The 22,959-nt window shown below is 61.6% G+C and carries 21 protein-coding genes and 1 pseudogene; 15 read left to right on the forward strand and 7 right to left on the reverse strand.

Annotated features, from left to right (window positions below; translation table 11 throughout):
• The first annotated feature begins 98 nt into the window (after window positions 1–98).
• The 7 genes from EWM63_RS19580 to EWM63_RS19615 all read left to right on the forward strand — a co-directional run bounded on the left by EWM63_RS19580 (window position 99) and on the right by EWM63_RS19615 (window position 5,011).
• The gene (locus tag EWM63_RS19580; RefSeq protein ID WP_130188037.1) at window positions 99–641 is read left to right on the forward strand and encodes a hypothetical protein; all 543 of its coding nucleotides are present in this window, start codon (window positions 99–101) and stop codon (window positions 639–641) included.
• A 32-nt stretch (window positions 642–673) separates the two neighbouring features.
• Entirely contained in the window at window positions 674–997 is a 324-nt protein-coding gene (locus EWM63_RS19585) for an immunity protein Imm33 domain-containing protein (protein ID WP_207221120.1), read from the forward strand.
• A 153-nt stretch (window positions 998–1,150) separates the two neighbouring features.
• Complete coding sequence (locus EWM63_RS19590; protein ID WP_130188038.1) at window positions 1,151–1,342, forward strand: hypothetical protein; 192 nt, start codon at window positions 1,151–1,153, stop codon at window positions 1,340–1,342.
• A gap of 1,242 nt (window positions 1,343–2,584) precedes the next feature.
• Window positions 2,585–3,169 carry a hypothetical protein gene (locus EWM63_RS19600; protein WP_130188039.1) on the forward strand — a complete coding sequence of 195 codons (585 nt, stop codon included), beginning with the start codon at window positions 2,585–2,587 and terminating at the stop codon, window positions 3,167–3,169.
• Window positions 3,170–3,267: 98 nt separating this feature from the next.
• On the forward strand, window positions 3,268–3,717 hold the full coding sequence (locus tag EWM63_RS32090) for a hypothetical protein (protein ID WP_207221121.1): 450 nt from the start codon (window positions 3,268–3,270) through the stop codon (window positions 3,715–3,717).
• A gap of 69 nt (window positions 3,718–3,786) precedes the next feature.
• Entirely contained in the window at window positions 3,787–3,978 is a 192-nt protein-coding gene (locus EWM63_RS19610) for a hypothetical protein (protein WP_130188040.1), read from the forward strand.
• A 490-nt stretch (window positions 3,979–4,468) separates the two neighbouring features.
• The gene (locus tag EWM63_RS19615; RefSeq protein ID WP_130188041.1) at window positions 4,469–5,011 is read left to right on the forward strand and encodes a hypothetical protein; all 543 of its coding nucleotides are present in this window, start codon (window positions 4,469–4,471) and stop codon (window positions 5,009–5,011) included.
• A 270-nt stretch (window positions 5,012–5,281) separates the two neighbouring features.
• On the opposite strand, the gene EWM63_RS19620 is transcribed toward EWM63_RS19615, so the two are convergent.
• Both EWM63_RS19620 and EWM63_RS19625 read right to left on the reverse strand, forming a co-directional pair.
• On the reverse strand, window positions 5,282–6,016 hold the full coding sequence (locus tag EWM63_RS19620) for a PEP-CTERM sorting domain-containing protein (RefSeq protein ID WP_130188042.1): 735 nt from the start codon (window positions 6,014–6,016) through the stop codon (window positions 5,282–5,284).
• Between the two features lie 392 nt (window positions 6,017–6,408).
• Window positions 6,409–6,912 (reverse strand): hypothetical protein, encoded by a 504-nt coding sequence (locus EWM63_RS19625; RefSeq protein WP_130188043.1) that lies wholly within the window; start codon window positions 6,910–6,912, stop codon window positions 6,409–6,411.
• A gap of 443 nt (window positions 6,913–7,355) precedes the next feature.
• On the opposite strand from EWM63_RS19625, the gene EWM63_RS19630 reads away from it, so the two are divergent.
• Window positions 7,356–8,117 (forward strand): alpha/beta hydrolase family protein, encoded by a 762-nt coding sequence (locus EWM63_RS19630; RefSeq protein WP_130188044.1) that lies wholly within the window; start codon window positions 7,356–7,358, stop codon window positions 8,115–8,117.
• Between the two features lie 4 nt (window positions 8,118–8,121).
• Here the strand turns inward: EWM63_RS19630 and EWM63_RS19635 are convergent, their stop codons facing one another.
• Together EWM63_RS19635 and EWM63_RS19640 are read right to left on the reverse strand one after the other, a co-directional pair.
• Entirely contained in the window at window positions 8,122–8,763 is a 642-nt protein-coding gene (locus EWM63_RS19635) for a glutathione S-transferase family protein (protein ID WP_130188045.1), read from the reverse strand.
• 94 nt (window positions 8,764–8,857) lie between these two features.
• A complete protein-coding gene (locus EWM63_RS19640) occupies window positions 8,858–10,765 on the reverse strand; it encodes a M61 family metallopeptidase (protein ID WP_130188046.1) in 1,908 nt (635 codons plus the stop codon).
• A gap of 215 nt (window positions 10,766–10,980) precedes the next feature.
• On the opposite strand from EWM63_RS19640, the gene EWM63_RS19645 reads away from it, so the two are divergent.
• The 6 genes from EWM63_RS19645 to coaD all read left to right on the forward strand — a co-directional run bounded on the left by EWM63_RS19645 (window position 10,981) and on the right by coaD (window position 17,241).
• Window positions 10,981–11,436, forward strand: coding sequence for an Hsp20 family protein (locus EWM63_RS19645; protein WP_130188047.1), 456 nt, complete (start codon window positions 10,981–10,983; stop codon window positions 11,434–11,436).
• 149 nt (window positions 11,437–11,585) lie between these two features.
• Entirely contained in the window at window positions 11,586–12,038 is a 453-nt protein-coding gene (locus EWM63_RS19650; RefSeq protein ID WP_130188048.1) for an Hsp20 family protein, read from the forward strand.
• 393 nt (window positions 12,039–12,431) lie between these two features.
• Window positions 12,432–13,919, forward strand: coding sequence for a Do family serine endopeptidase (locus EWM63_RS19655; protein WP_229487382.1), 1,488 nt, complete (start codon window positions 12,432–12,434; stop codon window positions 13,917–13,919).
• Between the two features lie 33 nt (window positions 13,920–13,952).
• Window positions 13,953–14,612, forward strand: a complete 660-nt coding sequence (locus EWM63_RS19660; protein WP_130188050.1) for a response regulator — start codon at window positions 13,953–13,955, stop codon at window positions 14,610–14,612.
• Window positions 14,609–15,988, forward strand: coding sequence for an ATP-binding protein (locus EWM63_RS19665; protein WP_130188051.1), 1,380 nt, complete (start codon window positions 14,609–14,611; stop codon window positions 15,986–15,988). Before EWM63_RS19660 ends, EWM63_RS19665 begins: the two co-directional genes overlap by 4 nt.
• A 131-nt stretch (window positions 15,989–16,119) precedes the next feature.
• Window positions 16,120–17,241 carry a pantetheine-phosphate adenylyltransferase gene (coaD, locus tag EWM63_RS19670; RefSeq protein ID WP_130188052.1) on the forward strand — a complete coding sequence of 374 codons (1,122 nt, stop codon included), beginning with the start codon at window positions 16,120–16,122 and terminating at the stop codon, window positions 17,239–17,241.
• A 42-nt stretch (window positions 17,242–17,283) separates the two neighbouring features.
• Here the strand turns inward: coaD and EWM63_RS19675 are convergent, their stop codons facing one another.
• On the reverse strand, window positions 17,284–18,132 hold the full coding sequence (locus tag EWM63_RS19675) for a hypothetical protein (RefSeq protein WP_130188053.1): 849 nt from the start codon (window positions 18,130–18,132) through the stop codon (window positions 17,284–17,286).
• 243 nt (window positions 18,133–18,375) lie between these two features.
• Window positions 18,376–19,145: pseudogene (locus EWM63_RS19680) on the reverse strand (helix-turn-helix domain-containing protein).
• A 91-nt stretch (window positions 19,146–19,236) separates the two neighbouring features.
• On the opposite strand from EWM63_RS19680, the gene EWM63_RS19685 reads away from it, so the two are divergent.
• Window positions 19,237–20,040, forward strand: a complete 804-nt coding sequence (locus EWM63_RS19685) for a class I SAM-dependent methyltransferase (RefSeq protein WP_130188054.1) — start codon at window positions 19,237–19,239, stop codon at window positions 20,038–20,040.
• 317 nt (window positions 20,041–20,357) lie between these two features.
• Here the strand turns inward: EWM63_RS19685 and EWM63_RS19690 are convergent, their stop codons facing one another.
• Window positions 20,358–22,751: a TonB-dependent receptor plug domain-containing protein gene (locus tag EWM63_RS19690; RefSeq protein ID WP_259772486.1), complete on the reverse strand. Its 2,394-nt coding sequence runs from the start codon at window positions 22,749–22,751 to the stop codon at window positions 20,358–20,360.
• Window positions 22,752–22,959 lie beyond the last annotated feature (208 nt).

Genomic DNA, 22,959 nt, shown 5'->3' on the forward strand with positions numbered 1-22,959 from the left:
TTAATGGATGTTTTGTACGCAGTTCCTCTTGTGGGTTGGAGTATCGAATACGACGCTGGTCCAAAGGGATAAACGCCAGTGCTGTGGCCAAGGAAAATATGATGAAAAAGAAAATAACGTGCAAGACTGAAGCAATTCTAATAAACAGAGTACGCTGGACGGTGAGTCGAATCGCTATGCTGTCGGTGGCATGCGGCATGACGTTGCCTTTAGCTGCTACGGCACAGAAAGCACCCGCTGCTTCGATCACCGAAGCACAAGCTGCGCGTATCGACAATGCACTGCTACTGCAAGGGCCGGAAACGCCGCTGACTAAAGCGGTGGCAGAAGCAAGAAGTACGATTGCGGCGTTTCTCAGGGTCCACTCATGCATTACGTATGATGCCGGCGGCCTGAATATCTTCGCCGCCCCTGGGAAGACTTACCCCAACAATAACTACGCGCAGAGTCCAAAACCCCAGATGCGCCGACATGACAAGAGCGCGTGCGTTACCGTGTTGCGGGTGCACGGATGGACAATGCCTTCACCGAACACGCTCCGGTTCGAAGTCGTCTATACGTCAGATAACAGCGGAGAGAGCGGCAAAAGCACACATGAGGTACAAAAGCAGGCTAACGGTGAATGGCTGTTCTCGCGCTAACGATACGAGGACGTTGTAGCGAGGAAAAGAGCATGCCTGAGAAAATCCAACTGAGCCCTGCGAAAGCCAAATGCCTACCCAGATCAGACCAATTGGTAGTGATTTCGGACGGGGTCTACGAGGGCGATGCCGTCGAGGGCGTGCGGTATCCATCTCCTGAGCACATGTCGGGATGGTGGCTGACGACTGACCGATATGACGGCGACATCAAGTCATTGAAAACCGTCCATTTTTACCATATTGCTCAGTTTCGACCAGACCTGAATGACTTCCTCGGTCTGGCATTCGGCTACCGGTTTTTTTCCGGCGACGGCCGAACCTGGTTTGATCAGAAAGTAGCGGACTCCGAACCGTGAAACAGAAAATCTTGGCACCGCCTGGTGCCCCAACGGCGGCAGATGCCAGTAAGGAAAATCGCGCCCTAGACGGTGCCCACTACCTGGTCGGCCGCCAGCAGAGGAAAGCGCCGGTGACGGCTAAACGGTATAAACGATTTATAGGAGCAGGGCATGCTGCTGGATTACTTGAAGGCCGATATCGCCGAGATGATCGAACTATCGCAGAAGATCGAAAACTACGATGCGACACTGGCTGCATCGCACTCCATGGGTAGCCCAATCACGCCCGCTGACGCTGCGCACGCGGAGCGTAGCCAGCGGGGCCGGCGGCTTGCTGAACTGCGGGATAAATGGGGCGTGTGAGCCCAAGGAAAAGACTATGAAGATCGACCAAAATAGCCGGCAGAATGCAAAGAGTGCGGCAGCTCGCAACTGACCTGGCAAAGCTCCATCGTCAACCGTTCCGGTGTCCAGCAAGGACGCCTGAACACCTGTGATGTGGAGTGCTTGTTCTTCCTGGGTTGCGATGAATGCTCCGAAACCTTGATGACAATCGGTGCGGACAAAGTGGCTGATCTGATGAATGCCAACTTGGCGATCACCGCTTAACTGGATCGGAAAAGATGCGCTTCGGCGCCCGTACCTGGCCGGCTGCCAGCCTAGGGAAATCGATGACAGGACATCTCCGCAGGATCACATGGAGCCGCACAGGACTAACTTTGGTGGCCATCTACGGTTTCCTGACGATAGCCGCAGTCGTTACTGCCCTATGGTCGTCAGCGTCTGGCGATCCGAAGGGCCGTTTCGTTCTATTACAGCTACCGATAGCGCTCCAACTATCTGTGGTACCGGAAAGCCTACTGCGGCAGTTAACCGAAATCTCTTGGGGTATGGCCTATCTAATGGTTTGGCCTGCGACAGCCCTGATACTGTATATGCTTGGGCACTTTGTAGGGGCTGTCCTAAAGCCTGGCTCGCCCTGACTCGAAAAATGCGGCACCACCTGGTCCCACGATCCGGCCGGCGCCGGTAAGGAAAACCGCGCCCTGGTGGCGCCCGCACTTGGCCGGCAGCCAGCAAGAAAAATAGGAGAACGTATGTTTTCGAAGTTTTTGAACTGGTGCGACGCTTCGACTCTCTCATCGTGTGGCATTCAGCGCCGGAAGAAAAGGGATACGGCATGAGTCAGGGCATGCAGAAACGGATGCGTGAGCCGGCCGTTAACGTTGATGGCACGCCGATGGTGGGCCAGACCGATATCAGTGGACGATCGTACGGATCAGATGGTGGATATGACTCTTCAAATTACTAGCTCCTAGCAAGCAGCATCGCTCAGGCGGGAGAACCCGAACTTTCGCGCGCGAAAGTCATCAAGGAAAACGCCATGGCGTGACCGAATTCACTGACTGGCAGAATCAATGAAGTGCCTCGCAGCGGGTTTATGATTCGCTCGCAGTCGTGAAACCGGGCACCGGGCCAAGGTCAAAGGCGAAGACAACTATAACAACCTAACGATCATCGTCGCACGCTGAAACGATAGCATTCTGTATGCCATCGTCTCGCCTGAGTATATAAAACATTCACCTGATCTAAGGAGATGAAGCTATGACCGACAAATACTACCAGCAGGGCCGCCGAAATGGCGTTATCCCCTACGGCTTAGAGCATGGGAGCGACGCCTACACATCTGCATTTCGGGGAGTGCAGGATCATAATGATGAAATGCAAGAGAAGCAGGCCGAGGCTTACAGGAAGGGTATATCGGAACCCCAAACACATGCGTTTCATGTCCCCAGCTCTCTCGATAACAACCAAGCTGTCCAAGTGCTCGGGCTATTAGCCGTTATTGCTATAGGTTTTGCATTTAGTACCCTGTTCTCGGTAACTGAACGCTGGAATGAGTACCAATACCCCTATAAGATCGTGGCGCTGTTCTACTATGTGCTACTTACGCTGCCCATTACTGGCTTCGCTTCGATTTGGACGGCGATCATCCACAAGTTGTTTGATGGTTACTCGCTATGGAGCGTACCCATCGCGGTAGCAGCTGAATTTGTATATTTCTTTCTGCTCATCACTGTAGCAATGTTATTGTATCAATTGATCAAAAAGCTACGCGTCCGCCTCTCAATGCTACTAGCCCCTGCGGTGTTCGCATTATTATGGTATTTAGGTGACCAATTTTTATGAGCTTGCAGCAGCCAATATCGCATTAGTAATCCTGGGAACTTCATAGCTTAGTAAGCTGTTCAAAGGAAAAGACGCCATGCGACACGCTCGACCAAGCCATGCTGATCTACCAGCGCGCGATTGACAAGACGGTCGGTGCCGGCGAAGGCGCGGCTTGGTGGACCGAAGTGCAGGCTGAACTGGAAGCCGTGATTGCGGCGCCGACGACGTCGGCAGCAGCCGACATCATCGCCTCTGGCATCAGGTCTGGAAAGACGTCGGAGACACGCCAGCGCGGGCTGCTGGGCGCATTCGCCAGCACGCTGCAAGCGTGCTCGGCAAGTAGAAGGAAAACCCGAATGGCCACTTATGAGCAAATTAGGTCGGACGTGCAGGCGAAGCACGGCGTGTACGTGCAGAACTGCTGGATCGCCCATGTAAAAGAGCTGAATGGGCTAACCCCCAGACCGGCGACGAACAGGCGCTCGTTGGATGCCCGCGTTAAATCGTGTCCTGCCGAAGTACGGCCGATCATCGAAGCTTCGATGCGGCGCTTCGACATGATCTGAACGAACGGAAAACAGGCGCCCAGTGCGTCCCGCGCCGGCCGGTCGCCGGTATGTAGATGTGGGAACTATATGCCTCAGTACGATGAAGATGACGATAGCGAAATCTCCGATTATCAGCGCAAACTGAACACGCAAATCCAAGAAGAATTAGATAAGCGTGGAGCGAGTGGCGTGCCTTTGGACGAAGTATCGGACGACTTGTTCGATGAAGCCGAGAAGGCGGCTAAGAAGATTGTCGGGGAAGACCCCGACGGGAACTAACTGCGCTGACCTAGCAGTGCCCGTTGCCCGCTACAAGCGGGCAACGGCATTGAGAGGGTTGGGCACGGTGTCTGGCCAGCGGGGAAAAGAGACGCGCATGGCTGAGCCCTTGTGGCTCGGGATTGAGTGCTAATCAGATCGAGTTTGCGGGCGCGAAACCCCCAAACAACAAACATTATCAACATACATGTTTTAGTTGCTGCTCACACCAAAACATCTCCTATAAGAAATAAAGTTAGTTACCGCTACGCCAACTGAGACCTTCCATTTCGAGCGCGCATTCGTATCTACTCGCACTAGCCCAACATGTAATTTGTTGTAAGCATCAAACATTATTGCATAAAGCTGAAAAAGTCACATTACTGATTATTGACCCGGCCCGTCAACCGGCGCAAGCTAAAGTATGACATCCGATCAGGCTCTCCATACTGTGGACAATAGGCAAGTCTGCGTAAAAGCACGTTCACTCCCATTCTGAAGGAGCACCGAAATGCCAAAATACGAAAAAGCGACGCACGAAAATTTATTCAATATAGGGTTGCAATGGAAGGACAATATGTGTCGTGAAGGTAACCGTTTGTTTCTCACCGACGAAAAGAAAAAGGAAATCGACAAAGCGCTGATGGAAATATGTGGATATACTGTTTATACAGTTTTTCATAAGAACGACCCTTTTGTTAAGGTGCATGGAGGGAAAGGTGTTCCGTATACCACCATTATGGCGACCGCTGGGGCGAAAACTGACAAGGGCGCGTCTGAAGCAAATGACTACTTATTGTGGATCACTAATCAAAAAAAATTTGTAGACCTTTCTCTCAACATGCAAAACTTGGCTGTTATCACGCACGTTGCAGAAGTGGGTCGCGGCTATACTATAGACGCACTAAAAAATCTCGTCTATTTTTTAAATAAAGTTGGTCAAGGCAAGGATAAATGGAGTAATTTAAAGAATACCTATCACGCCGCACTTACATACAAAGAAGACCAGGCCGACTACGTTCCTAGTAGTGACGATGACACTGACATGGACTGAGGCCGGGCGACCTGGCTGGAAGGACGAGCTACGTGATCCGCAGAATTGGAAGCCGGGCATCGGTATGGACGAAGCCGGCAACACGTGGACGGCGACTGATCGAAAACTGGATCAACGCCTGAGTCCAAGGAAAACAACGCGCCCCCAAGGACGGATACAAATCGACCGATTAGAGTGTTTTGTATCTGCTCTCTTGCAAAATGGCGCCCATCTCAACGGGCGCCATTGTCGTTGACTGTCGAACCTATCGCTGGTTCGCAACCGCTGCCGTCAACGGCGCCGGCGGCGGGCGAGGGCGGCGATGCCGGCCAGCCCGGTCAGCAGCATCACGCCCTGTTCCGGTTCCGGTACCGCGCTGATCGAGATATTGTCGACGGCAACGTCGAAATAGGTATAGCCGAACACCATGCCCGGCACATAGGTGGTGAACGCCACTTCGTCGACACCGGCCAGCACGCTGGCGAAGGTGCGGTCCGATGGCAGGTAGGGCATGCCGGTGCTGTCTTCCGCGCCATAGCCGCCCCAGCCGGCCGGCAGCGTCGTGGCCGACGTGTCATCGATGGTGACCGACAGTTGCTGCCAGCCGGGCTTGCTGGCATCGAGCGTGCCGACCTTGACCCAGACGCTCGTGTAGGGCAGGCCGTTGGTCATGTTGTCGTAGTCGCGCAGTTCCAGCACCAGGTCGCGCGTGACTTCGCGGTTGAAGAAGTAGACGCTCTGTGCCGAGACGTCGATGCCGAAGGTCACGCTGCCCATCTGCGTATAGTCGCGCACGAAGTCCGTGTTGCTGCGGGTGGACCAGGCCACGCCGAAATTCTCCATCTGGGTGCGCAGTGCCGGTGCGCCATTGCCGAGCGACGGATCGATGGCGGAACCGCCATTGCCGTCCATCGGTTGCAGGCCGTACCAGCCTTCCTCGCCGTTCGAGAAAGTCACTGTGCTGCCGGCGGCAGTGGCGGTGGCCTGGAGCGTGGCCAGCAACAATATCGTCAAAGTCTTCTTCATAGTCGTCCTTGTGCGTTGAATGGACCGCGTATCGCTGTGCCGGCGCAGGGTAAGCGCGGCCAGCCGGCGCTTGGGCGAGGCGCCGACACTTAATTTTTACTTAAGGGATACGCTGGCCATTCTCGACGGCGAAATACCGCCTGTCAAAGACGATCGATGACTGTTTTGTAACAAAGTGCTGTGTGGAATTTGAGCATTCCGAAGCAATAACACCCGTGTCACGGCGTGCCTGATGCCACCACTAGCAATCACCTGACCCTCTCTCTCTCTCCAGCTACATATTTTATATTGATGATAACTTGTCGTTAGTATAGTCTGCTGTAGGTAGGGCTTCCCTCTAGGCACGTCGCGATTCGCTGCAGGCAGCAGTCAATTTATCGCTATCCGCCATTCTATTTCCTGTCAGCCAGTATTTGTTTTCCGCGTGCGCTTCTCTCCGGGATGAATTCCGAGAATGTAATCTCGGCGGTATCATCCGGATAAAGATGCAATCCTGCGTACTGAGTTCCTGCTGGGACATTTTCGGGCGCAACTAATAAAATATTCTTTATCATCATAGGTTCTCCATTTCGCGGAGTTCCTTTCGGACCGCCCAAGGTCCAGGTCAAAGTCTGGGCCCCATACGGAATTCTCACGCCGGTAATTGTCCCGGTGCCGCCAAATCTATTCATGACGCCCAAGTCGGTGCCATTGAAGATAATGTCGGTGATGACTCGGTCAACATACGAGAACATCTCCACATCCAATACGATATCGTTATCCATTTTTCTTCCTCCTTGCCCACATGCAGTCAGGGGCATGAATGCTATTATGCTGAATAGCTTGAGAGCGCTTCTTCTATCCGGTGCTGCCGATCCTGTCAAGGTAGCCGGTGCCTTTTTATTCTGTTTATTCATAAATGCGCCTATATGCTTTCTGATCAGTGCACAATTCTAATTTTACAGATAGATAACCTGTCGACGGGCGCCGGTTCGATATATCCGTACCAGCCTTCGCTCTCCGTCAATCGCGTGATCAAGCCCAAGTCTTTTCAAATATGCATCTGCCTGCCTGAACGGCCAACAAGGATACCCGATCGTCCACTAACGTCGGGAAACACTTCTTGAAATGATTCTTGACGTATGGACCGTATGAAATGGTGCGCAAGGAAATTCAAAGCCTGAGTTGATGGACCGCCGGTGGGTTGATAACGTCAGCATTTCCGGAAACCAGACGCAGGATTGGTGTGTTGAACGCGACAGGACGAGCAGGCGGATGACCGGGCGGTCTATCAAAAGAGATAGATAGCTTGCAGGGGCTCTTCCCCCGGTGCACAGTAGCGCTTTCACAAGGAGACCTCATGCGGGCACAACGACTCGACTTCCCGGGCGCCAACGGCAATAACCTGGCCGCGCGCCTCGACGCGCCGGACGGCCCGGCCCGTGCCTATGCGCTGTTCGCCCACTGCTTCACGTGCGGCAAGGATGTGTTCGCAGCGAGCCGCATTGCCCAGGCACTGACCGAGCACGGCATCGCCGTGCTGCGCTTCGACTTCACGGGACTGGGCGCCAGCGAGGGGGAATTCGCCAACACCAATTTTTCGTCGAACGTGGAAGACCTGCTGGCCGCCGCCGGTTACCTGCGCACGCAGTTCGCGGCGCCGCGGCTGCTGATCGGCCACAGCCTGGGGGGCGCGGCCACGCTGGCCGTGGCCGGCATGGTGCCGGAAGCGCAAGCCGTGGTGACGATCGCCGCGCCCAGCGACCCGTCGCACGTGACGCACCTGTTCCGCGACCACATCGACACGATCACCGCGGAAGGCGAGGCCGAGGTGCAACTGGCCGGGCGGCCGTTCCGCATCCGCAAGCAGTTCCTCGACGACGTGGCCGAGCACAGGCTGAAGGAAAAGATCGGCGCGCTGAGGAAGGCGCTGCTGGTGATGCATGCGCCCGGCGACACGACTGTCGGCATCGAGAACGCGATGAACATCTTCGTCGCGGCGAAGCATCCGAAAAGCTATATTTCGCTCGACACGGCCGACCACCTGCTCACAAAACGTGACGATGCGGTCTACGTGGCCAACCTGATCGCCGCGTGGAGCGAACGCTATCTGAGGGATTGAGGCTTCAGGCGCCGCGCGGCTTCCACTTCATGCCCGCCTGCACGGCCGGCCGCGCACCGACCAGCCCGAGCCAGCGCTGCAGGTTCGGCTTGCCCAGCGCGCCGGCCAGCGGTTCCTGCAGCCGTTCGCTGGCCGCCATGATCCACGGGTAGCAGGCGATGTCGGCGATCGTGTACTCGTCGCCGGCGACATACTGCGATGCAGCCAGTTGCGTGTCGAGCACGGCCAGCAGCCGATCCGCCTCCTTGATGAAGCGCTCCAGTGCGAACGCGTCGTCCTGCTTCGAAAAGAAACCCAGCTGGCCCAGCATCGGGCCCAGGCCGCCGATCTGCCAGTGCAGCCACTGCGTCGCCTGCCAGCGCGCCGCGCCGGACGGGGCCAGGAACTTGCCGTGCCTGTCCGCCAGGTACGTGAGGATCGCGCCGCTTTCGAACAGCGACAGCGGGCCGCCATCGGCTTCATCGTCCGCATTGTCGTCAACCATCGCGGGAATCTTGTTGTTCGGCGCGATCTTCAGGAACTCGGGCTCGAACTGCTTGCCATTGCCGATATCGACAGGCACGGTTTCATAGGGCACGCCCAGTTCTTCCAGCAGGATGAGGGGCTTGCGGCCATTCGGGGTAGTCCAGGTATGCAGTGTGATCATCGGCGTCTCCAGTAGAAAAACACTGTAGCGTGACCGAAAGAAAACGGGCGCACATCCCGCGAAGGAGGTGCGCCCGCCCGTGGCATGGCCCGGCTTATTTGCGAGGCTGCAGGATCGCTTGCAGGCGGTCCGGCGTGCCCTCGATGCGCTCGAGGCGCGGGTACTTCAGGCCACCGTGGTAATCGAGCGATACGGTGCGGTAATCGTTGCCGCGCTTGACCAGCAGGTCGATCGGCTTGCTGTCCTTCGTGGCCGCCGTGACGGCCGCGCGCAGCAGTTCCGGCTTGTAGGCGCGGCCGTTGACAGCCACCAGCGTGGTGTTGCCGGACAGGCCCGCCTTGAAGCCGGGACCATCCCACACGATCGCGACGATCTTGCCGTCGCTGCCCACCGAGAAGCCCAGCGAGTACTGGAAGTTCGCCGTCTTGCTCACGTCCTCGACGCCCTTCAGGAAGTCGGTCGGCTTGTCGGCGTAGACGAGCTTCCAGCCGGCGCGGGCCAGGCCGTCCAATGGGGCCGGGCCAGTTTCCTCGACGCGTTTTTTCAGGAACGGCGCCCAGTCGAATGCCTGCACGCCGTTCAGGGCTTTAACCACGTCGTCGAACGTGTAGTGCTTTGCCTGGATCACGCCGTTGTCGACGCCGAAGAACACGCGGGCAAAGTCATCCAGTGAGCGTTTATCGCCCGAGAGTTCACGGATCTTCGTGTCGACGTCCAGCCAGATCAGCGCGCCTTCCGAGTAGTAGTCTTCGCTGCGCTGCCAGTTCGGCCATACCTGCGGGCGGCGCTGGCTGATGATCGGGTCGTTCGTCGTGTCCACCACCGGGCGCCAGCTGCGGCCCTGCACGTTCGAATACGTGGCCGCCATGTTGGCGATCATGTCGCGCACGCTGGCCTGCTGCGCCAGGCCGGAACGGGCGGTCAGCACCTGGCCCCAGTATTGCGTCTGGCCTTCGTAGACCCACAGCAGGTTGTTGTCCAGCGGCGTGTTGAAGTTCGGTACGTCCTGGCCTTTCGGGCGGCGGAACTTGCCGTTCCACGAGTGCGTGAATTCATGCGGCAGCAGCGTGCGCACGGCTTCCGTCTTGTTCCACTCGGTGAAGTAGTTGGCCTTCACGCCGTTCTCGCTGGACTGGTGGTGCTCGCGCCCCACGCCGCCGAATTCGTCCGACAACGCGAACAGGAAATCGTAGTGCGCGTAGTGCTGCGAATCGAACAGCTTATAGGCCTGCTTGACCATCTCGCGGTGCGGGGCGATCTGCTCGGGCTTTGCTTCCAGCGCTTCCGGCGTGTCGGCCACGATGTTCAGGCGCACCGGCAGCTTCGCGCCCGGGTCCAGGTCGATCTGCTTGTAGTAGCGCCCGGCGAACAGCGGCGAATCGATGAAGGTTTCCAGGTCCGTGGCCTTGAACTTCACCTCGTCGCCCTGGCGCGATGCCGTTTCCAGCGCCGTGCCGTATTGCCAGCCGGCCGGCAGGGTCAGCGTGGCCTGGATCGGGATGCGGCGCACGTGATAGCCGGCCGGATACATCGTCATCGATTGCCACTGGATGCCGAGGATATCCGGCGTCATCGCGATGCGGCCCTGGCCGGTTTCATTCGGCGACAGGTGCTGGTATTCCACATCGAGCGTCTTCGCACCCTGCGGCACGTCCACCTGGAATGCGAACACGTTCAGCGGATCGCGTTTCCACGCCACCGGCTTGCCGTTTGCCGATACCTTCAGGCCGGCGAGCTGGTGCAGCGCGCCCGTGGGGCCGTGCTGTGCCGTGACCCATTGCGGATACAGCAAGGTCAGCTTGCCCGGTTTCACGGGGATCGACTGCTGGATGCGGAAGATATTGCGGGCGGTATCGGAGGCATCGATCTTCATCTGGATCGTGCCCGGGTAGGGCTGGTCCACCGAGGGTGGCAGCGGGGTAGCGCTGGCGGAATTTGCAAAGACGGCGAAAGCGAAAAGCGCTGGCAGGATCGCTGCGCGCAGGGGCAATGGCAGGGTCATCGGCTCATGGTCAGGGGTTGGTCCAAGCGGGCGAGTGTAGCACGTGGGAAATTTGAATTGTTTCAAAATGTAAAACCAAAAATTTTCAAAAAAGCCCCCTTGAAACCTTTGTGGCCCGCCGTATATTGGGTACATCGGTTGCCCAGCAGGGGGCCGACGGAGAGCTGACCACGAATGGCAGCTCGATATCGCTTAACTTTGAAAGGATATCCATCATGCGTACTTTTGACCTGACTCCGCTGTACCGTACCGCCATCGGCTTCGACCGCCTGGCCCAGATGCTGAACAGCGCTGAATCCCAGCCCAGCTATCCCCCGTATAACATCGAACTCGTGTCCGAGGACCAGTACCGCATCGTGATGGCGCTGGCCGGTTTCGACCGTTCGGAAATCGACATCACCAGCGAGCGCGATACGCTGCACATCACTGGCCGCAAGCAGAAAGATACGGTGGAACGCACGTTCCTGCACCGTGGCATTGCCGCCCGCGACTTCGAGCAGCGCTTCCAGCTGGCCAACCATGTGAAGGTCACCGGCGCGTCGTTCCAGAACGGCATGCTGACGATCGACCTGGTGCGTGAAGTGCCCGAGGCGCTGAAGCCCCGCAAGATCGAGATCGGCGGCAGCACCGAGAGTGCGCCCGCGATCGAGCAATCGCGCGCCGCGGCTTAAGCACCCGGCTCGGGCCCGCCACCCGGTGGGCCCTGGCGGGCAGCATGCCCGCCCACATAAGCAATTGTTGAACTGAATCATTCAATCATGTACCCGCGGTTGCCCGCTTGGGGACCGCCCCTGTTATCGCTTATTGAAAGGATACGATCATGCGTACTTTTGACCTGACCCCCCTGTACCGTACCGCCATCGGCATCGACCGCCTGGCCAACCAGCTGAACGCCGCCGAGGCTCCCACCTATCCGCCGTATAACGTGGAACTGGTGGCCGAAGACAAATACCGCATCGTGATGGCGCTGGCCGGCTTCGACCGCTCCGAGCTGGACATCAATACCGAGCGCGATTCGCTGGTGATCACCGGCCGCAAGCAGAAGGACGCCGTGGAGCGCACCTTCCTGCACCGCGGTATCGCGGCCCGCGACTTCGAGCAGCGTTTCCAGCTGGCCGACCACGTGAAGGTCACCGGCGCCGGGTTCGACAACGGCATGCTGACGATCGACCTGGTGCGCGAAGTGCCGGAAGCCTACCGGCCGCGTAAGATCGCGATCGACGGCGTGACCAATAACGTCACCGCGCTGGAACAGAAGCGCGACGCCGCGTAAGGCATTGGCGTAGCATGCGCGGGCCCCGGCCCGCTTCCGAGGTGGTGCAAAGGCCGGGGCAACCCGGCCTTTTTGCGTGTGCGCGCCGCAGACAGATGAGGTTGCAAATGGCGGCAGCGTCGCAGGGGTCTGTCCCCGGTAAGTGTTGGCGCGACGCTCTGTTGTGATCGTATCGAGGGGACTGACCCCGGTTTTCGCTGGCGCAGTCGACATGCCCACAAAACCGGGGTCAGTCCCCTGACAGCGCAAGCTGCAAGCACGGAAGCTGACACTTACCGGGGACAGACCCCTGCACCGCCGGTTAAGGAGCGTATAAGCTGATGACCTCATATTGCTACCATCGAGATTGATCCAATGGGGAGTACAGACATGAGCAAGGACAAGGTTCTGAACATGAAACGCCTGGTCCTGGCCCTGTGCGCGGTAGGCGTACTGGGCGCAGGCGCGGCAATCGCAGTGCAGGGTAGCCATGATGCGCCGGCCGTCGGCGCGCAGGTCGGCACCACGCCGGCACCCGCCGTGCCGGCCAATGCCGCCGCGGGCGCCCCGGCGCCGACGCCGGCGCCAATGATCGCGCTGCCCGATTTTTCCGTGATCGCGTCGCGCAATGGCCCGGCCGTCGTCAACATCAGCACGACCGGCAGCGTGAAGGCGGCCTATGACAATCGCGGCGAACCGTTCGCCGACGATCCGTTCTTTGAATTCTTCCGCCGCTTCCAGGGCCCGCAAGGCCCGCAGCGGGGCGGGCGCGAGGCGCCGAGCCATGGCGTGGGCTCCGGCTTCATCGTCAGCAGCGATGGCCTGATCCTCACCAACGCCCACGTGGTGCGCGATGCCAGCGAGGTGACCGTGAAGCTGACGGACCGCCGCGAGTTCCGCGCCAAGGTGCTCGGCTCCGACCCGAAAACCGACGTGGCCGTGCTGAAGATCGACGCCAGGAACCTGCCCGTGGTGCCGCTGGGCCGGTCGATGGACACGAAGGTGGGCGAATGGGTGCTGGCGATCGGCTCGCCGTTCGGCCTGGAAAACACCGTGACGGCCGGCGTGGTCAGCGCCAAGGGTCGCGCACTGGACGATGGCAGTGTGCCGTTCATCCAGACCGACGTGGCGGTCAACCCCGGCAACTCGGGCGGCCCGCTGTTCAACACGAAGGGCGAAGTGGTCGGCATCAATTCGCAGATCTACAGCCAGACCGGCGGTTACCAGGGCCTGTCGTTCGCAATCCCGATCGACGTGGCGCAGCGCATCCAGGAGCAGATCGTCACCACCGGCAAGGTCGTGCACGCGAAGCTGGGCGTGGTGGCGCAGGAAGTGGACCAGAGCTTTGCCGATTCGTTCAACCTGCCGTCGCCGGAAGGCGCGCTGATCGTCAACGTGGAAAAGGGCAGCGCCGCCGAGCAGGCGGGCCTGAAGCCAGGCGACGTGGTGCGTTCCATCAACGGCCAGAAGATCGTCGGCTCCGGCGAACTGTCGGCCTACGTGGCGCTGGCCAAGCCGGGCGACAAGGTGGCGCTCGATGTCTGGCGCGAGGGTAAGGCCGTTGCGCTGGCGGGCAAGCTGGGCAATGCCACCGAGCGTTCGCTGGCGAGCGTGGACAGCGATGAGCCTGCGGCGAAATCGCGCCTGGGCCTGGCCCTGCGCCCGCTCGACCCGCTGGAAAAGCAGGCGGTCGGGCTGGGCGCCGGCCTCGTCATCGAACGGGCTGGCGGCGCGGCCGCCAGCGCCGGCCTGCAGCCGGGCGACGTGCTGCTGTCCGTGAATGGCCGGCCCGTCAACTCGGTCGAGCAGGTGCGCGACGTGGTGGCGAAATCGTCGAAGTCCGTGGCGCTGCTGATCCAGCGCGGCGAGGAACGCATTTTTATTCCCGTGCGATTGGGATAAACTGCGCCGCTTGAATGAATAAAGGATAACGACATGCGACTGCTGCTCGTGGAAGATGATGTGATGATCGGCGAGGTGGTGCTGGACCTGCTGCGCGCCGAACACTATGCGGTCGACTGGGTGAAGGACGGCGACATGGCCGACACCGCGCTACAGACCCAGACCTACGACCTGGTGCTGCTGGACCTGGGCCTGCCGCGCAAGGACGGGCTCGAGGTGCTGCGCTCGATGCGCCTGCGCAAGGAGCTCACACCGGTGCTGGTGGCCACGGCGCGCGACGCCGTCGAGCAGCGCATCGCCGGCCTCGATGCGGGGGCCGACGACTACGTGCTCAAGCCCTACGATCTCGACGAGCTGCTGGCCCGCATCCGCGCGCTGCTGCGCCGCTCGGCCGGCCGCGCCGAACCCGTGTTCGAGCACAAGGGCGTGTCGATCAATCCGCAGACGCGCGAAGTGATCGCCAATGGCGTGCAGGTCAACCTGTCCGCCCGCGAATGGGCCGTGCTGGAGGCGCTGATCGCGCGGCCCGGCATCGTGCTGTCGCGCGCCCAGCTCGAGGAAAAGCTGTACAGCTGGAAAGATGAAGTCAACAGCAATGCCGTCGAGGTCTATATCCATGGCCTGCGCAAGAAGCTGGGCGCGGAACTGATCCAGAACGTGCGCGGCCTCGGCTACATGGTGCCGAAAGCATGAAGGTGCCGAAGGTCTATCGCGTCAAGGTGAACACGCACTCGCTGCGTGGCCGCCTGCTGTGGTTCCTGCTGGCGGCGATCACCATGGCTGCGCTGGCGCAGGCCATGATCGCCTACCGCAGCGCGCTGCACGACGCGGACCAGATCTTCGACTACCACATGCAGCAGATGGCGCTGGCGCTGCGCTCCGGCGCGCCGCTGGCCAATTCGCACAGCGGCCCCAGCGCCGATCCCGGCAACGACGACATGGTGGTGCAGGTATGGACGCCGGACGGCATCCAGGTGTTCCGCTCGATTTCCCGCGCCGAGCTGCCGCAGCGCGCCGTGCTGGGCTTTTCCAACGTGAAGGCGAAGGGCACCACGTACCGCGTGTTCTCGGTGCAGACCAGTAACCAGACCGTGCAGATCGCGCAGGACATGTCGGTCAGGAAGCGCATGGCCGGCGCACTGGCGCTGCGCACCGTCGGCCCGATCGCGCTGATGGCGCCGATGCTGATGCTCGTGGTGTGGTGGGTGGTCAGCGGCTCGCTGGCGCCCGTGGCGCGTGTGCGGCGCCAGGTGGCGTCGCGCCAGGCGGACGACCTGTCGCCCGTTTCCGAGGCCGACCTGCCCGACGAAGTCAAACCGCTCGTGCACGAGCTGAACCTGCTGTTCGGCCGCGTGCGCACGGCGTTCGACGCCCAGCAGCATTTCGTGGCCGATGCCGCGCACGAGCTGCGCTCGCCGCTGGCCGCGCTGAAGCTGCAGGTGCTCAGCCTGGACCGCGCCGAGGATGCGGAGGCGCGCAAGGTGGCGGTCGGGCGCCTCACGGCCGGCATCGAGCGCGCCACGCGCCTTGTGGAACAGTTGCTGGTGCTGGCGCGGCAGGAAGCGGCCGAACCGAAGCTGGACCCGGTGGACCTGGCCGAACTGTCCCGGCGCACGCTGGGCGACATGGTGGGCGCCGCCCAGGCCCGCCAGATCGACCTGGGCATGCATGAGGTGGCCGGCGAAACCATCCAGGGCCAGGCCGACGCCTTGCGCGTGCTGCTGCGTAACCTGGTCGACAACGCCATCAAGTACACCCCCGCCGGCGGCACCGTCGATGTCTCGGTGCGGCATACCGACAAGGGCGCCGAACTGGTCGTCGAGGACAGCGGTCCCGGCATCTCGCCGGAAGAACGCGAGCGCGTGTTCAGCCGCTTCTACCGCGTGCCCGGCAGCACCGCCACGGGCAGCGGCCTGGGCCTGGCCATCATCAAGGCCATCGCCGAGCGGCACGGCGCCACGCTGGCGCTCGATGCTTCCGAGCGGCTGGGGGGCCTGCTGGTGCGCATCACATTCCCCGCCATGAAAGCCACGACCGTGAAAGCGCCGCTGGCCAAGAGTGCCGCCTGAGCCGGCGGTGGCAGGCGGCGGTTTTCCGCTACATGTCACCAGGACGGTGACCGGCACCGGGGCCCTTGGACTTTCGTTCCCGCCACCGCTGCTAGAATGGCCGTCATGACAGACAGCCAACAGGGCAGGGCATGAAAAGAATCGGTTTCTCGGGCACGCTGGACCCGATCACCAACGGCCACATGTGGGTGATCGGCGAAGCTCGCTCGATCGCGGACGAGGTGATCGTCTTCCTGTCGGAGAACTCCACCAAGCAGCCCCGCTTCTCGGCCGAGGAACGGCGCGCCATCGTGCTGGAGAGCTGCGCCGAACGGCAGTGGGACAATGTGCAGGTGCTCGTCGTGAAAAGCGACTACACGGCGCGCGTGGCGCGCAAGCACGGCGTGGACTACCTGATCCGCGGCATCCGCACCACCGCCGATTTCGATTACGAAAACCTGATCCAGCAAACCAACGTGGAAGTGATCGGCGGTGCCAAGACGCTGTTCGTGATGCCGCCGCGCGACCTGGGGTCCGTGAGCTCGAGCTTCGTGAAGGCGCTCGAAGGCCCGGTGGGCTGGAACTGGACGACAAAGAAATTCGTGCCCGCGCCGGCTTACCGCGCATGGATCACGAGCTGGCTGCACAAGGAATGGCAGGCCTCGTTCCCCGGTGCCCCAGCCGAGGCGTGGTTCGCCCGGCTGACGGGGGCCGATGGCTACGGCGGCGCCACGCGCCACTACCACAACCTCGATCACCTGGTGCACGGCCTGGCGGAGATCCGCGCCTGGGCCGCCAACACGGGCGCCACGGCGCAAGATGCCGACCTGGTACGTGCCGCGTTCTGGTTCCATGACGCGTACTACGGCCACGAGCCATCGTCTGTCTCGAACGAGGAAGCAAGCGCGCGGCTGTGGCTCGGCAGCGGCCTGGAACCGGACGCTGGCCGCGCCGACGAAGTGGCCACGCTGATCCGCGCCACCGACCATTTGCAGGGCGGTCACATGGCCCATCCGCTCAAGGACATCCTGCTGGGCGTGGACCTGGCGATCCTGGGGCAGGACGAGGAAGTGTACAGCCATTACGCGCGCGGCATTCGCGCCGAATACGGCCACGTGCCCGACGACCGCTATGGCGAGCAGCGCACCCGCGTGCTCGAACACCTGCGCGGCAAGGCTTACGCCGGCACGCTGTTCGCCGACCCGTGGTTCGCCGAGCAGTACAACGAGCCGGCGATCGTCAACATGACGCGGGAGCTGGCGGCGCTGGCTTGACGCGGGTATCGGCGGGAACGTGTGCCGACGCGCCAGGGCGCCTCACCCCTGCGGCGCGGCCGGTACCGCCTCCACCCATTTCTCGGGCGTGCAGCTCGACCACGTCGTGTTCGGCGCATAGAACAGCGCCGGCTTGGCGCGCGCGATCTGCAGGAACGACGGCTGCTGCAGCGCCTGGATCTTGTTGTCGCTGACGAGGAACTCCACCGAATACTTCGGGTAGGCCATGACGATGCCGTGTTCCAGGAACGTCAGGTCCTGCGGCCGCAGCACATCGGCCAGGCGCTGTTCGGAATCGCCGGGCACCAGATCACCGAGCTCTTCGAGCATGTCTTCGTCGAATTCGCGCTGCCGGTGATCGCTGCGCACCTTGGACAGCACCTTCACGACCTTGAACGGGTTCGTGCCCATTTCAACGAGCGCCTTGACCTGGTTGATGGCCGGGTTTTCCAGCACGGCCTTGATGCTTTTCAGGGTGGACTTGCCACTGAACTGCAGTTCGACGTCCGGCGCGGGCTGTGCGGCCTTCACGAGCGAATCGGCCCATCGGCCCGCTTCCTGCGCCCAGTAATGATGGCGCGCCGTGGCATAACCGCGGCAGGAATAAAAGGTTTCCGCCTGCGGCCGCGTCAGTGTGCCGTGCAGCTTGCCGGCCATGAACACCACGCCGCCGATCGGCCCATCCGCCAGGCCCACGTAGCTGACCGTCCCGCCGCCCAGGGCCAGCACTTCGAAACGCTCGGTGGCCGCTTCTTCCGGAATACTGCGGATCACCGTGCGGGCGTCGCTTTGGGCGGTGATGCGCAGCGAATCCGATCGGCTATCCGGCGCATCGGCCCGGGCTGCAGTGCTCGCAAGCAGGAAAAGTGTGACGGCGGTGAACGTGCGCATGGGAGCTTTTTTCAAAAAAGTGATGATTGTATAACTCTTCCTTTTGGAAGAGGCCGGCGGCGCAGTATTGGCGGTCCGGCCGCAGGGTTTCAGGTCCGCTGAAACGTTGCGCTACGTTACATTGCTTGGAGGAAAATACTTTGACGATGGTCAGAAGAGAGGAATGGACGGCAATGTGACGGCGCCGCCTGCCTGAACCGCAAGCTGCACGATCACTGCTTCAGGGAGCGGACGTCTGGCCTCTCAGGCGGGCGCCAGGCAGACCAGCTTGCACTCCGGCTGCGCGGCGACCAGCAGCGTCGTCTGCACGAAGCGCAGCATGCCATCCGACGGGTGATCGAACACGCGTTCGCCACCCTCGCGATGCAATACCGCCTGCTCCCCCAGCAAGCCGAAAAGACCTCGCTTCCTTCCGACAGTTCATCGAGCAATGCCAGCAACGCCGCATCGTGCGGGCAGCGGCTGTAATCGGCCCGGAATTCGGCCACCAGGCGCCGCGCGCGTTCCGGCCAGTGGGCGATCAACGTGCGGGCATGCGGCGAGAGAAAGACAAACCGCATCAGATTGCGGTCCCCCGTATCGTCATCGAGCCAGCCGTTGAACAGCCGCGCGGCAAGCCGGTTCCATGCCCTGGCCGTCCATGTCCGATCGAGCAGATAGGCCGGAACAGTAAGCAGCGAGGGCAGGGCGAGCAGGTCGGCGGGCAGGTCGGCATGGGGCCGTGCAGGCGCCGGATCGCGTTTCTCCGCCAGGTCGAACATCGATGCCCGCTCGGCCGATGTCAGCCGCAATGCGTCCGCGAGGCGGGCGAGCGCGGCGACCGATGCCGCCACATCGCGGCCCTGTTCCAGCCACGTGATCCAGGTGACGCTGACGCCGGCAGCTTCAGCCAGTTCTTCGCGACGCAGGCCTGGCGTGCGCCGGCGGCCAAATGCCCTGGCCGGCGGCGGCAGGCGTTCGCGGTGGGCGCGAATGAAGGCGCCAAGGAGATGGCGGGGATCCGGCTGGTGCATGGAACAATTTATACCAGGATAAATTGCCATCTTGTACCAGTTTAATCGCGTGCACACAATGGCTTTCCCCATTTGAACCAGGAGCCCATTCATGCGCGCAGACAGCCGGAGCACCCACAACCACCACAGCAGCCACAGCAGCCACAACGATATCGTGGACAGCCAGTTCAGCCCCCAGGCACACGCCTATCTCACCAGCGCTGTCCATGCCAGCGGGGAAGACCTGGCGCGGATGGCCAGCCTGGCAGGCGGGCGTCCGGACGCTGTCGCGCTGGACATGGGGTGTGGCGGCGGCCACGTCACGTTCCACCTCGCCCCGCTGGTGGGCAAGGTGGTGGCCTGCGATATTTCCGAACCGATGCTGCGCGTGGTGGCCGGGGAAGCGGACCGCCGCGGGTTCGGCAATGTGGTCACGAAGTGCAGCGCGGCGGAGGCGCTGCCCTGTCCCGATGGCGCCTTCGACGTGGCCGCGACCCGGTACAGCGCGCATCACTGGCGCGACGTTCCCGCCGGTCTCGCGCAGATGCACCGGGTACTGAAGCCGGGCGGCATGGCCGTCTTCATGGATGTGATCTCGCCCGGCGTGCCACTGCTCGATACATGGCTGCAAAGCCTCGAATTGCTGCGCGACCCGTCGCATGTGCGCAATGCCTCGCTGGACGAATGGCGTGCCGCGTTGACCACCGCCGGATTCGTGGTGGGCGAGGTGACGCAATATCGCCTGCGGCTGGAATTCGCGTCGTGGATCGAACGGATGAAGACGCCAGAGGCGCATGTGGCGGCCATCCGCTCGCTGCAGCGGCGCGCCGGGCCCGAGGTGACGGACTACTTCGCCATCGAGGAGGATGGCAGCTTCACGGTCGATACGATGCTGATCGCCTGCGAACGCCCGTAAAAGAAAACGCCCCGCACTGGGCGGGGCAGGAAGTTTCTCAAAACGGGGTTAGACCCTAATGCAGTTCAGTTAACGGAATTCGATGCAGTCCGCGACGCTAGCGTACTAGTGTCGGACACCGGCTTCTTGGTGTCGGACACTGGTTTTCGCATGATCTTGCCAATTTGATGAGCGGAAAACCAGTGTCCGACACATTTTCCGGATGAAGCGCCCGGAAAAAATGTCCGACACCAGGCACGCAAGCGCCACCTCGAATGGCCACGTCGCCTTAACTGAATGGCATTAGGGTCAGACCCCGGTTTCAGGCAACTCTTGCGTCAGAACTTCACGTGCAGTCGCGCGAAGTAGGACGTGCCGTTCAGGCCGAACTGCACGCTGTCGTACTTGAAGCCGTTGTCGGTCTCGTCGGCGTTCTGCGCGGTCGGCTTGGCGCCGAAGATGTTGTTGGCGCCGGCCGAGAACTTGATGTTCGGCGTCACGCTGTACGAGAACGACAGGTCGGCGGACGTTTTCGCTTCGTAGTACAGGTTCGGAACGCCGGCGGCGGTGCCGCTGAACGTGCCCAGCGTCTGCGGGCCGAAGTGGATGATCTTGAAGTCCGTGTCCAGCGGGCCGGTCGCGTAGCTGAAGCCCAGCGTGGCCTTGCGGCGCGGGCCGCCCTGCTCGATGAACAGGCGCTCGCGTTCGGACAGCAGCACGTCTTCATAGCCGGTCAGCGAGCTTGGGGCGTGGATGTCTTCCACCGTCGTCTTCGAGAAGTTGGCGGCCAGGAAGGTGGTCAGGCGGTTGCCGAACAGCGTGCCGCGGTGCGATGCGGTCAGGTCCAGGCCCTGCGTCTTCGTGTCCACGGAGTTGACGAAGAACTGCGCCTGGCCCACGCCCAGCGTGGACAGCCGCGCCGCCAGTTCCGGATAGTTGTCGGCGTCGAAGCGGCCGGACAGCACGATGCGGTCCTTGATCCTGATCTGGTACAGGTCGGCCGTGACGGAGATGCTCGGCGTCGGCGTCCACGTGGTGCCCAGCGTGAAGCTGGTCGATTTTTCTTCCTTCAGTTTCGGGATGCCGGCCAGCGTGGCAACGGCGCCGCCGTTCGGCGCCAGCACCACGTCGGTGGGCACGCCGCCGATGAAGTCGGTGAACGTCGACGAGAAATAGGCCTGCTGCAGCGACGGCGCGCGGAAGCCCGTGCTGGCCGAGGCGCGCAGCAGGGCGGTCGGCGCCACGCGGTAGCTGCCGGCCAGCTTGCCGGTCACGGTGGAGCCGAAGTCGCTGTATTTTTCCCAGCGCACGGCACCCTGCACCTTGGCCGCGTCGGTGAGGTCCGCTTCCATGTCGAGGTACAGCGCGGTGCTGTGGCGGCGCGCATTCGTCACGTCGCCGGGCTGGAAGCCGGGGAAGCCCTGGCTGCCGGCGTTGCCGCCGTTGCCCACGCCGTCGGCGTCCACGTAGGAACCCTGTTCGCCGGCAAAGATCTTGTATTTCTCGACGCGGTACTCGCCGCCGAACGCCACGTTCAGGCCCTTGCCCAGCACGCCGTCGTAGTAGCGGGAAAAGTCGGCGTTCGTTGTCCACTGTTCGAACGAGAAGCCGCCGGCATCGAAATGATCGGGGCTGATGCCCTGGCCGCCACCGAGCAGGTCGGCATTGGCGATCGACGCGTTCAGCGTGTTGCTGATGTCGTACATCAGGCGGCTGTAGCCGTAGGTCTGCGACAGGTCCGCAGTCCATTCGCCCAGCTGGGCGCGGTGGCCGACGATTGCGTAGCGGTCGTCCATGTCGCCATTGATGAACGGAACAAAGCCTTCCGGGTACATCGCGGCCGAGTTGCGGCTCGGGATGTCGTCGGAGCCGATGCCGCCGCGGCCGAAGGCGGCGGACGACGCGTCGCGCTTCTGCAGGCCGCCGGTGAAGTAGAACTTGCCAGGGCCGGTCGGGATCTCGCCATTCACGTACAGCGTCTGGTTCTCGGTCTTCGAGTCGCCGATGATGCGCGGGTTGTCCGGCTCGGAGCGGTCGGAGCGGCCGCGGTCCAGGTATTCGGCGGTGATGCCGACCACGCCGCCGCCCACCGCGATGCCGCAGTAGGCCGACGCGAGCCAGTTCTCGCCGTCGCCGGCCGAGTACTGGCCATAGCCCGTGACCGCTTCGCAGCCGAGGCTTTTCTTCAGGCCGATGTCCATCACGCCGGCGATCGCATCGGAGCCGTACTGGGCGGCGGCGCCGTCGCGCAGCACCTGCACGTCGCGGATCGCCAGCATCGGGATCGCGTTCAGGTCGGTGCCCGTGTTGCCGCGGTTGCGCGCGCCGAACAGGTTCACCAGCGACGACGTGTGGCGGCGCTTGCCGTTTACCAGCACCAGCGTCTGGTCCGAGCCCAGGCCGCGCAGCGCGGCGGAATCGACCAGGTCGGCACCATCGGCGCCCGACTGGCGGGTGGAGTTGAACGAAGGCGAGATATTGGTCAGCGTTTGCGACAGGTCGAACTGGCCGCCTTTCTCGGCGGCGGCCGTCATCGGGATCACGTCGATCGGCACCACGGTGTCGGTGGCCGAGCTGGTGGCGCGACGCGAACCGACCACGCTTACGGTCTGCATCGGCTGCTGGGGGGCCGCCATTTGCCCCTGTGTGTCCTGCGCCAGCGCGGTGTGGGAGAAGACAAGGGCGGAAGATCCGTACAGGGCGGACAGAACGGCAAGGCGTAGCGTGGACAAGGGCTTCTCCGAAACAGGTAAAGGGGCGATTCTATCGGCCTGTCGGCAAATCAACTATGAACACTTTCCCAAGTGTGACTATTTTGCAAATGGCATGTGGTTTAGTGTCGCGCTTCCGCCAATTTCTGGTATGGCGCACGGCTGTGCAAAGCGCCGGGCCAGGCGGGCCGGAGGGTTATAATACTGTATGTTTGTACAGTATCAACAT

The sequence above is a fragment of the Pseudoduganella lutea genome (assembly GCF_004209755.1).
GTDB classification, from domain to species: Bacteria; Pseudomonadota; Gammaproteobacteria; order Burkholderiales; family Burkholderiaceae_D; genus Rugamonas; species Rugamonas lutea.

Coding starts and splice junctions, on each gene's coding strand:
- EWM63_RS19620 (WP_130188042.1), bottom strand. CDS start 6,016: ATGAAGAAGACTTTGACGATATTGTTGCTGGCCACGCTCCAGGCCACC.
- EWM63_RS19660 (WP_130188050.1), top strand. CDS start 13,953: ATGCGACTGCTGCTCGTGGAAGATGATGTGATGATCGGCGAGGTGGTG.
- EWM63_RS19580 (WP_130188037.1), top strand. CDS start 99: ATGATGAAAAAGAAAATAACGTGCAAGACTGAAGCAATTCTAATAAAC.
- EWM63_RS19630 (WP_130188044.1), top strand. CDS start 7,356: ATGCGGGCACAACGACTCGACTTCCCGGGCGCCAACGGCAATAACCTG.
- EWM63_RS19610 (WP_130188040.1), top strand. CDS start 3,787: ATGCCTCAGTACGATGAAGATGACGATAGCGAAATCTCCGATTATCAG.
- EWM63_RS19615 (WP_130188041.1), top strand. CDS start 4,469: ATGCCAAAATACGAAAAAGCGACGCACGAAAATTTATTCAATATAGGG.
- EWM63_RS19585 (WP_207221120.1), top strand. CDS start 674: ATGCCTGAGAAAATCCAACTGAGCCCTGCGAAAGCCAAATGCCTACCC.
- EWM63_RS19685 (WP_130188054.1), top strand. CDS start 19,237: ATGCGCGCAGACAGCCGGAGCACCCACAACCACCACAGCAGCCACAGC.
- EWM63_RS19650 (WP_130188048.1), top strand. CDS start 11,586: ATGCGTACTTTTGACCTGACCCCCCTGTACCGTACCGCCATCGGCATC.
- EWM63_RS32090 (WP_207221121.1), top strand. CDS start 3,268: ATGCTGATCTACCAGCGCGCGATTGACAAGACGGTCGGTGCCGGCGAA.
- EWM63_RS19635 (WP_130188045.1), bottom strand. CDS start 8,763: ATGATCACACTGCATACCTGGACTACCCCGAATGGCCGCAAGCCCCTC.
- EWM63_RS19665 (WP_130188051.1), top strand. CDS start 14,609: ATGAAGGTGCCGAAGGTCTATCGCGTCAAGGTGAACACGCACTCGCTG.
- EWM63_RS19640 (WP_130188046.1), bottom strand. CDS start 10,765: ATGACCCTGCCATTGCCCCTGCGCGCAGCGATCCTGCCAGCGCTTTTC.
- EWM63_RS19625 (WP_130188043.1), bottom strand. CDS start 6,912: ATGAATAAACAGAATAAAAAGGCACCGGCTACCTTGACAGGATCGGCA.
- EWM63_RS19600 (WP_130188039.1), top strand. CDS start 2,585: ATGACCGACAAATACTACCAGCAGGGCCGCCGAAATGGCGTTATCCCC.
- EWM63_RS19655 (WP_229487382.1), top strand. CDS start 12,432: ATGAAACGCCTGGTCCTGGCCCTGTGCGCGGTAGGCGTACTGGGCGCA.
- coaD (WP_130188052.1), top strand. CDS start 16,120: ATGAAAAGAATCGGTTTCTCGGGCACGCTGGACCCGATCACCAACGGC.
- EWM63_RS19675 (WP_130188053.1), bottom strand. CDS start 18,132: ATGCGCACGTTCACCGCCGTCACACTTTTCCTGCTTGCGAGCACTGCA.
- EWM63_RS19645 (WP_130188047.1), top strand. CDS start 10,981: ATGCGTACTTTTGACCTGACTCCGCTGTACCGTACCGCCATCGGCTTC.
- EWM63_RS19590 (WP_130188038.1), top strand. CDS start 1,151: ATGCTGCTGGATTACTTGAAGGCCGATATCGCCGAGATGATCGAACTA.